Source organism: Lentzea sp. NPDC060358, assembly GCF_042725365.1.
In the GTDB taxonomy this organism is placed as follows: domain Bacteria; phylum Actinomycetota; class Actinomycetes; order Mycobacteriales; family Pseudonocardiaceae; genus Lentzea.
Genome location: NZ_JBHXCW010000283.1, coordinates 1 through 9,085, shown reverse-complemented (window position 1 = coordinate 9,085; position 9,085 = coordinate 1). Strand labels below are relative to the sequence as shown.

The window sequence follows — 9,085 nt, the reverse complement described above, 5'->3', positions numbered from 1 at the left end:
GGTCGTCACGGCTCATCTCCTTGAGCGGCTTCTCCTTGATGAACAGCACCGCCAGCAGCGCGAGCACCGCGAACGGCGCGCCGATCAGGAAGATCTCCGCGGTCGCCGTCGCGTAGATGTCGGCGATCACGGCCTTGATCTCCGGCGGCAGCACCGAGATGTCGGGCACCTGGTCGCCGCCCGCCGTGCCGCCCATCGGCCCGAACTTCTCCGCGGCGAGCGAGGAGACCTTGCTCGCGAGCACCGCGCCCAGCGCCGAGACGCCGACCGCGCCGCCCAGGGAGCGGAAGAACGTCAGCGTCGACGTGGTGGCGCCGAGGTCCTTGGCCGGCACGTCGTTCTGCGCCGCCAGCACCAGGTTCTGCATCAGCAGGCCCACGCCGACGCCGAGCACGAACATGTGCACCGACACCATGAACACCGTGGTCTGCGCGGTGATCGTGGACAGCAGCAGCAGGCCGGCGACCATGACGACACCGCCGGAGACCAGGTAGGCCTTCCACTTGCCGAACTTCGTGATCAGCTGACCGGCCACGGTCGAGGAGATCAGCAGGCCGAAGATCAGCGGCAGGCCCATCAGGCCGGCCTGCGTGGGCGTCTTGCCGAGCGCGAGCTGGAAGTACTGCGAGAGGAACACCGTGCCGCCGAACATCGCGACGCCGACCAGGGCGCTGGCGACGGTCGCGAGCGACACCGTGCGGTTGCGGAAGATCGACAGCGGCACGATCGGGTCGTGCGCGGTGGCCTCGACGCGGACGGCCGCGGCGAGCAGCAGCACGCCGAGCGTCACCAGTCCCGCGGTCCAGGCCGACGCCCACTCGAACTTCTGGCCCGCGAGCGACGACCAGATCAGCAGCGTCGAGACACCGGACACGATGAGGAACGCGCCCAGGTAGTCGATCTTCGTCTCCTGCTTGCGCACGACCGGCAGGTGCAGGGTGCGCTGGAGCAGGAAGATCGCGGCGATGGTGAACGGGACGCCGATGAAGAAGCACCAGCGCCAGCCCAGCCACGACGTGTCGACGAGCAGGCCGCCGATCAGCGGGCCCGCGACGGTGCCGACGCCGAACACGGCGCCGAACATGCCGGAGTACTTGCCCAGCTCGCGCGGCGGGATCATCGCGGCCATCACGATCGTCGCGAGCGCCGTGACGCCGCCGGCGCCCAGGCCCTGCACGACGCGGCTGACGATCAGCATCTCGATGTTCTGCGAGAAGCCCGCGATGAGCGAGCCCACGACGAACAGGCTCAGCGACGCCTGGATCAGCAGCTTGCGGCTGTAGAGGTCGGCGAGCTTGCCCCACAGCGGCACGGTGGCCGTCATCGCGAGCAGCTCGACCGTGACGATCCAGGCGAAGATCGACTGCGAGCCCTTGAGCTCGGCGACGATCCGCGGCAGCGCGTTCGACACGACCGTGCCCGCCAGGATCGCGACGAACATGCCGAGCATGAGACCCCACAGGGCCTGCACGACTTCGCGTCTGCTGTGTGTTGGTGCCACTTCTGCTTCGGTGCTCATGAGGTTCCCCCTTCGTCGTGGTGCGGCACGTGAGCCAGCCCGGTGCCGAACATCTCGAGCGCCTCGCGGACCAGGTCGCCCAGCGCGAGGCTGTCGTCGAGCGCCCACCTCGTGACGGCGCAGCGGAACGCGGCGCTGCCGGCGGCGACCAGCAGCCGCGGGTAGGTGTGCGACTCGGGCAGCCCCGCCCGCGCGGCCACCGCGGCCGCGAGCTGCTGCTCGGACTCCGCGCTGCTCGCGAACGCCCTGAGCAGCAGGTCCGGGCGCTGCGTCAGCACTTCCTTGCGCAGCAGCCACAGGTCGCGGGCGCTGTCGAGCTCGTCGGTGATCTCGGCGAGCACCGCCTGCTGGTAGGCAGCGAACGGCGTGACCCCGTCCGGTGCGGCGAGGACGCGCCCCGCCACCCGCGGCCCCATCTCGGGGTCGGCGCCGATCAGCGCCTCGTCCTTGCTCGCGAAGTAGTTGAAGAACGTGCGCATCGAGACGTCCGCCTCGGCCGCGATCTCCTCCACGGTCACGTGGTCGTAGCCGCGCTCGGCGGACAGGCGCACGGTCGCCCGCTCCAGCGCCGCACGCGTGCGGCGCTTCTTGCTCTCGCGCAGGCTCTCCCCCGGCTGGTTCACGGGAACAGCCTACAGGAGATTTTTGCAGTCTCTGCAACTTTGCAGAGTGTGAAGTATGTCGCCTACGGCAGGGACCGCGACCAGGGAGTTTCCGGCCGCTCCTGCAGCTCGCCGTCCACGAAGAGATCGACCCTCTCACTGAGGAAGCAGGCCGTCCCGGCGATTTTCGCGCTCTCCGGCAGCGGCGACCGGTAGATCCACACCAGGTCGTCGTACCGGGTGCCGTTCACCTCGACCGACCAGTACGCGGCGGTGCCCTTGTAGGGGCACTGCGTCCGGGTGTCCGACGGCCGCAGCAGATCGAACCGGATGTCGCTCAACGGCAGGTGGTACCGCGGTGGAAGGCCGGTCTCGAACAGGATCCGCGGCTGCGCGGACGCCGCCAGCGTCACGCCGTCGAGTGCGACCCGCACGTGCCGCGAGCTGGCCAGGACGTCGACCCGCTTGTACGGGTCGCGCGGGTGGACGTAGATCGGCTCGTCCTCCTCCAGCCACTCGTCCATGGCGGCGAACTCGAACCGGACCAGGCCGCGCAGCTCCCCGACCGGCGAGTCCGGGTAGGTGAGCGCGGCCTCCCGCGCCGTCCCGCCGGCGGTGACGACGTCGTGGACGACCCCGTCCCCCCGGCTCGGCGAGTGCCGCGTCCGCCCCGTCGGCCTCAGCTCGGCGCGGACCGACGACAGCGGCACGTAGTAGGCCGGGTAGTGGGGGACCTCCCAGACCAGGCGCGGCGAGGTCGTGTCCACGACCAGTTCGCCACCGGAGAACGCACGGACCCGCTTCGCCGAGTGCTCGACCCGCACCCGGTCACACTGCTCGTCGCCCATGCTCCAGGGCAACGCGCGACGCCGCGTCCTGCTTCCCCGTCAGGCGTTGCCGTCGAACAGGCTCGTCACCGAGCCGTCCTCGAAGACCTCCTGGATCGCCCGCGCGAGCAGCGGGGCGATGCTCAGCACCGTCAGGCCGGGGAACCGGCGCTCGTGCGGGATCGGCAGCGTGTCCGTGAGGACCACCTCGCGGGCCTTGCTCGCGACGAGCCGCTCGTGGGCGTCACCGGACAGCACTCCGTGCGTGGCCACCAGCACCACGTCCTTCGCGCCCTGCTCCAGCAGCTGCTTGGCCGCGGACGTGCTCGTCATCGCCGTGTCGATCATGTCGTCGACCACGATGCACGTGCGGCCCTGCACGTCGCCGACGACGCGGTTGGCCACGACCTCGTGGGGCCGCAACGGGTCGCGGGTCTTGTGGATGAACGCGATCGGGCAGCCGCCGAGCAGGTCGGCCCACTTCTCCGCGAGCCGGGTGCGGCCCGCGTCCGGCGAGACGACCGCGAGGTCCTCGCCCTGGTAGCGGGCGCGGACGTGGTCGGTGAGCAGCCACATGGCGTGCAGGTGGTCGACCGGGCCGTCGAAGAAGCCCTGCGCCTGCGCGGTGTGCAGGTCGACGGTCACGATCCGCTCGGCGCCGGCGGTCTTGAACATGTCCGCGACCAGCCGCGCCGACACCGGTTCGCGGCCGGCGTACTTGCGGTCCTGGCGCGCGTACGGATAGGACGGCATGACCGCGGTGATGCGCTTGGCGGAGGCGCGTTTCAGCGCGTCGACCATCAGCAGCTGCTCCATCAGCCAATCGTTGACGGGAGCGCAGTGGCTCTGCACGACGAACGCGTCCGCGCCGCGCACCGACTCCTCGAACCGCACGAAGATCTCGCCGCTGGCGAAGTCGTAGGCGGCCTGCGGGGTGATCGCGACCCCGAGGTGCTTCGCGACCGACTCGGCGAGCTCCGGGTGCGCCCGGCCGGTGAGGAGGATGAGCTGGCGCTTGGCGACGCCGGGTTTCCCGCTGACCATCGTCACGCTCCCCGCGTCGGCTGCCGTCCCGCCCGATCGTTCAGCACCGCCGCGAGATCACGCAAACCGCACGTCCGTCCGGTGGGATTCCCCGTCGCCGAGCACAGTGGATTAACTCGATCGGGCACACTCACACGTGGGCCACACCCGCGGATTCCCGGCACGCTCGGTATAGGTCGAGCCAACCGAGTTCACACCTTGGGGTATGTCCCGTGTGAATTGGCGATAGACGCCCTTTGGCCGTCGGCCAACATCCCTACGCTCCTCGCATGCCGGACAACCAGGACACACCAGGACCCGCACCGCAGACCCCGCCCTCCGCGGGCCCGGCCGTGATGGGCACGCCCATCCACGACCAGCTCGCCGACAGTTTGGGAGTCCGCCAGAAACACCCGCTGCCGGACTGACCGTCTTTCGGCGGTCGACCGGCCCCCGCGCGAGCCGGTAGGAAGGGCCCCTCTGCCGACGAGGAGGGGACCCGCCCATGCGTCTCACCGTGCTGGCCGCGGCGGCCGCGCTCATGATCACCGGCACGCCCGCCGTGCAGGCGTCCGGCTCTCCCGCGGTGCCCCGGATCGACTGGGCCGCCTGCGGAGCAGAGCACCCCGGCTTCGAGTGCGCGTCGGTGCCGGTGCCGCTGGACTACGACGACCCGCGGGGCGCCACGACCACGGTGGCGCTGGCCCGCAAGCCCGCGACGGACAAGGCGCGCCGCATCGGGTCGTTGTTCCTCAACCCCGGCGGGCCCGGCGGTTCCGGCGTCGACTTCGCGCTCGGCGCGGGCGAGACGCTGTCGGCGAACCTGCAGGGCCGTTTCGACATCGTCGGCTTCGACCCGCGCGGCATCGGCAGGTCCGACCCCCTGCGCTGCTTCGCGAGCGAGGCCGAACTCGGCGAGTTCTTCGAGGGCGTGCCCGGCTTCCCGTACCGGACGGCGCAGGAGAGGCCGTTCTTCGAGCGCTACCGCTCACTCGGCCCCGAGTGCCGCGACGACCAGAAGATCGCCCGCCACATGAGCACCGCGGACGTCGCCCGCGACCTCGACCTGCTGCGCCGCGCCGTCGGCGACCGCAAGCTCAGCTACCTCGGCTTCTCCTACGGCTCCTACCTCGGCGCCACCTACGCGAACCTGTTCCCCGGCAGCATCCGCGCCCTGGTCGTCGACGGCGTGCTGAACCCCGAGCTGTGGTCGAGCGGCCGTCAGATCGAGTCCGACCGCATCGCGACGAAGGAGGAGTTCCGCGAGTTCCTGCGCACCTGCGACGAGGCGGCGTGCGTCTTCGGCCCGCAGTCGGAGAAGCGCTGGACCGCGCTGCTGAAGTCGGTGCGCGCCAAGCCGATCCAGCTCGGCGACGACACCTACACCTACGACGCGGTGATCAACACCGCCCTCGGCGCGATGTACTCGCCGAGCGACTGGCCCGCCGCGGCCGACCTGTTCGACCAGCTCTCCGACGCCGCCGCCGCCCTGACCGCACGCGCGGAACCCAACTACCCCAACGGTTTCGACGCCTACAACGGCAACGTGTGCGCGGACATCGAGTTCCCGCGCACGCTGGGCGCCTACCAGGCGACCGCCCGCTACGCCGAGGCCGGCTCGGAGTTCGGCCCCGCCTGGTGGTGGGGCAACGCCGCCTGCGCGGACTGGCCGACCAACCCCGACCGCTACACCGGCCCGTGGCGCACGCGCACCAGCGCCCCGGTGCTCGTGGTGGGCAACTACTTCGACGGCGTCACGGACTTCCGCGGCGCCCAGGCCGTGCACCGCCAGCTCGCGGGCAGCAGCCTGCTCACCTACGCGGGCTGGGGACACACGGCGTACGGCGTGAGCCGGTGCGCCACCGACCACACCAACGCCTACCTGCTGAACGGCACCCTGCCGCCGGCGGGCACGGTGTGCCCGGCGAACCCGAACCCGTTCCTGCCGGGGGTGGTGTCCGCGGAGCCGCTGTTCAAGCCGGCCCATCGGAGGTAGTTCCGGCTGGGTGGGCGTCGGCGGCGGGGCTGGGCGGTTTGGCGGTCCGGCATCGCGTGGGTGTCGTACGGCGGCGCGCGGCAGCGGCCTTGCGGCAGCAGCAGCGGCGCGCGAAAGCGGCGGCGGGTGCGGCGGGCAGCGAGCGCGAAAGCAGCCGTGCAGCAGCAGCGACGCGCGGCAGCAGCGGCGCGCGGCAGCAGCGCGCGAACGCAGCCGTGCAGCAGCGGCGCGCGGAAGCGGCCGTGCGGCAGCGGGTGCAGCGGGCAGCGAGCGCGGCGGGTGTAGAGCGGGAGCGAGTGCAGCGGGGCGCGCGCAGCCGCGCACCACCTGGCACCTGGCACCTGGCACCCGCCGTCCGACACGCGCCGCCCGACACCCAGCGCAGGGCAGCCGCCACTTGGCACTGGCACCTCACACGGCCCGACACTCACCGCCGGATGCCCGCCATCCGACACTCACCACCAGCCATCCCGGCCTCACCCGCCGAGCCGCTCCCCCGTCCCCAGCTCCTGCACGACCTCCACCGCCGCCCGAGCCGCGTCCCCGGAGAACCGGCTGGCGAACGCGTCGTGCACCCGCCACCCCGCGTGCCCGAGCGCGCGCCAGCGGGCCAGGTGCGCCTGTGCGCCGTCCGGGTGCGGGCGGGTCTCCAAGGCCACTGCCTCGTCGTTCTCCCCCACCACGAGGTCCACCCGCCACCGCCCCACCGGGTACCCGGTCCGCACTACCAGCCCGGCGGCGCGCAGTTCGCGGGCCAGCGCGCCGGTCCACTCGTCGGGCGGTGCCGCGCCCTCGGTCTCGGTGGGCGCGGTCGAGGCGTGCCGCAGGTACTCGCCGATCAGGCCGGGCGGCTCGGGCACCGACGTCACCACGTGCACCCGGCGGCGGGCGCGGGTGGTCAGGACCGCCAGGAGGCCGCGGTCGTTCACGAACCGCCACGCGCCCGGCTTCGCGTCGGCGGCCAGGCTGATCACCACCTCGTCGAACTCGCCGCCCTGCACGCCGTGCACCGTGCCGACGCGGACGCCGCCCGCGGTGATCTCGTCGAGGGTCAGGTCTCGCAGGAGCGCCGCTTCGAGGGCGTCGGCCTGGGCGCGGAACGGGGACACGACGCCGATCGACCGCACGCCCGCCGCGACCCGTTTGCGGACGTGGGCGAGCACGGCGTCCACTTCGGTCCGGTTCACGCCCTGGGTGTCGCGGGTGCCGCCGGCGAGTTCGACGTCGATGCAGTCGACGTCCGCGATGGCGGGGTGGGTGGTGAGCAGCGCCATCCGGCCGTCGTAGAAGCGGGACGCGGCGAAGCCGATCAGGTGCGGTGCGCAGCGGTGGTGCTCGTCGAGCCAGTGCACGCCCGCCACGGCGGCGGCGTCGAACAGGCTCACCTTCGGCACGTCCAGCCGGTCGCGCAGGTCCTGGGTGCCCTCGGCGTCGACCGCGGCCCGCACGGCCTGGTCGCTCACGAACGACACGTGCCGCAGCTGCCGCGGGTCGCCGCCGATCACCGCGGACCTCCCGCGCAGCAACGCGGGCGCGGCGAGCGGCTGGTCCACGTGGCTCGCCTCGTCGATCACCACCAGGTCGAACGCGCCGGGCTCCGGCGGCAGGATGTCCTGCACCTCCGACAGGGTCCCGACCCACAGCGGCAGCGCCGTCAGCAGGTCCCGGCTGTCGATGTCCGCGAGCGCGCGCCGCCGGGCCGCCCGGCCCGACCGCAGTGCCGTGGCGAGCGCCGCGACCGCCCGGCGCGCACCCGGTCCGCGGTGGCTGCCCGCGTACTGCGCGAGCCACGCGGCCACGGCCTCCCGGCTCGTGGTGTCCGCGTCGGCCAGCAGTGGCCGCAGGTCGCGGAACGCCGTCCCGCCCGCGGCACCGATCCGCACCGCCGCGGCCGTCTGCTCCGCGGCCTCGATCGCCGCCGCCAGGTCGGGAAGGGAGACCTCGCCCGCGCCGACGGTCCTGCGGGCCTTGCGCAGCGCCCGGCCCGTGCGCAGTCCGCCGAGGAATCCCGTGCGCGGTTCGAGAAGTGCTTTCACCGCCGTGAAATCCACACCGGCGTCGAACGCTTTCGGTGCCACGGCACGGTGTGCGGCCATCAGTGCCTCGTGTTTGCGCGCGGTGGCCGCGAGCTCTTCGTCGTGCAGGGCCTGGGCCACCGCGCGTTCGATCCGCGCCACCCCTGCCAGTGCCGAGTCCCGCGCCTGCTCCAGTTCGGTCAGCCGCGACCGGGAGGGGGTGCCGAGGCCGTCGCTCAGCTCCCGTGCCCGCTCCTGCCGCAGCTCCGAGTCGCCGAACAGCACGGGCGTCGGGCCGCCCGCCTGCCGCAGGGCCGCGCCGAGCACCTCGGCGGCGTTGCGGGTGCGGCTCGCGAGCAGCACGGACCGGCCCGCCGCCACCGCGTCCAGCGCCAGCGCGGCGAGAGTGTGCGTCTTGCCGGAACCGGGAGGGCCGCCCACGACGGTGATCCGCGCGCGGCGGGCGTGCTCGACCGCGAGCCGCTGGCCGTGGCTCAGCGGCAACGCCGACCCGCCCGGCTCGTCCCGGGCCACCGGTTCACCGCCGGCCCCGTACAGCGCGGCGAACGCGGTGTCGTCGACGCCTGCCTTCGCCGCCCACTCGTACAGCGCCGAGCCCTGTTCGGTCGTCACGACGGGTTCCCCGGCGTGCACCCCGGCGCCGAGCACCACGACGAGCTCGCGGCCGGAGATCAGGTCCTTCGGGTCGCCCTGTACGACCGGCACGTCCGCGAAGCCCGCGAGCCGCAGCGTCTCGGCGACCCACTCCGCGGTGGGGGCGAGCGCGGCCTCCTGCGCCGCGACCGCAGCCCAGTCCTCGACCAGCGGGAACAGTGCCGCGTCACCGGCCGCGTGGAGGGTGGCCCGCCCCGGCGCCCTTGCGCAGCCGCACGGGCCGGGAGACGAGCGGCAGGCACACCCGCCGCCGCTGCCCGCCGACCTGGGCGGGGCCGGCCAGGAACGCCCAGCCCAGCCGCAGCAGCCGGTCGTCCTGGTGCAGCGCGTCGAACGCCGCGAGGCGCGCCACCTCGTCCCGCAGGCTCCGCGGAACGGTCCACCCGGCGGGGTCGCCGTCCTGCGGCTGGGCGAGCACGCGCCACGAC

Annotated in this window: 8 protein-coding genes; 2 read left to right on the top strand and 6 right to left on the bottom strand. The window is 73.0% G+C overall.

What is annotated here, in order from left to right; genetic code table 11:
• From ACFWGZ_RS36210 to ACFWGZ_RS36195, 4 genes are all read right to left on the bottom strand, one after another.
• Positions 1 to 1,519: MDR family MFS transporter (locus ACFWGZ_RS36210; RefSeq protein ID WP_382456102.1), on the bottom strand; the 1,519-nt coding region annotated here is incomplete at its 3' end.
• Positions 1,516 to 2,142, bottom strand: coding sequence for a TetR/AcrR family transcriptional regulator (locus ACFWGZ_RS36205; protein ID WP_382456101.1), 627 nt, complete (start codon positions 2,140 to 2,142; stop codon positions 1,516 to 1,518). The genes ACFWGZ_RS36205 and ACFWGZ_RS36210, both read right to left, overlap by 4 nt.
• A 62-nt stretch (positions 2,143 to 2,204) precedes the next feature.
• Positions 2,205 to 2,969 carry a DUF427 domain-containing protein gene (locus tag ACFWGZ_RS36200; RefSeq protein ID WP_382456100.1) on the bottom strand — a complete coding sequence of 255 codons (765 nt, stop codon included), beginning with the start codon at positions 2,967 to 2,969 and terminating at the stop codon, positions 2,205 to 2,207.
• Positions 2,970 to 3,008: 39 nt separating this feature from the next.
• Entirely contained in the window at positions 3,009 to 3,992 is a 984-nt protein-coding gene (locus ACFWGZ_RS36195) for a ribose-phosphate diphosphokinase (RefSeq protein ID WP_382456099.1), read from the bottom strand.
• A 269-nt stretch (positions 3,993 to 4,261) separates the two neighbouring features.
• Here ACFWGZ_RS36195 and ACFWGZ_RS36190 point away from each other — a divergent pair, with 269 nt between their 5' ends.
• Entirely contained in the window at positions 4,262 to 4,399 is a 138-nt protein-coding gene (locus ACFWGZ_RS36190; protein ID WP_382456098.1) for a hypothetical protein, read from the top strand.
• A 77-nt stretch (positions 4,400 to 4,476) separates the two neighbouring features.
• On the top strand, positions 4,477 to 5,967 hold the full coding sequence (locus ACFWGZ_RS36185; protein WP_382456097.1) for an alpha/beta hydrolase: 1,491 nt from the start codon (positions 4,477 to 4,479) through the stop codon (positions 5,965 to 5,967).
• Between the two features lie 476 nt (positions 5,968 to 6,443).
• Here ACFWGZ_RS36185 and ACFWGZ_RS36180 read toward each other — a convergent pair whose 3' ends face one another.
• Entirely contained in the window at positions 6,444 to 8,708 is a 2,265-nt protein-coding gene (locus ACFWGZ_RS36180) for an AAA domain-containing protein (protein WP_382456096.1), read from the bottom strand.
• Between the two features lie 115 nt (positions 8,709 to 8,823).
• A partial coding sequence (locus tag ACFWGZ_RS36175; protein ID WP_382456095.1) for a hypothetical protein occupies positions 8,824 to 9,085 on the bottom strand: 262 nt, incomplete at its 5' end.

What these genes read in the sequence shown, in the direction of transcription:
- ACFWGZ_RS36200 (WP_382456100.1), bottom strand. Translation starts at nt 2,969, where the DNA reads ATGGGCGACGAGCAGTGTGACCGGGTGCGGGTCGAGCACTCGGCGAAG.
- ACFWGZ_RS36185 (WP_382456097.1), top strand. Translation starts at nt 4,477, where the DNA reads ATGCGTCTCACCGTGCTGGCCGCGGCGGCCGCGCTCATGATCACCGGC.
- ACFWGZ_RS36195 (WP_382456099.1), bottom strand. Translation starts at nt 3,992, where the DNA reads ATGGTCAGCGGGAAACCCGGCGTCGCCAAGCGCCAGCTCATCCTCCTC.
- ACFWGZ_RS36190 (WP_382456098.1), top strand. Translation starts at nt 4,262, where the DNA reads ATGCCGGACAACCAGGACACACCAGGACCCGCACCGCAGACCCCGCCC.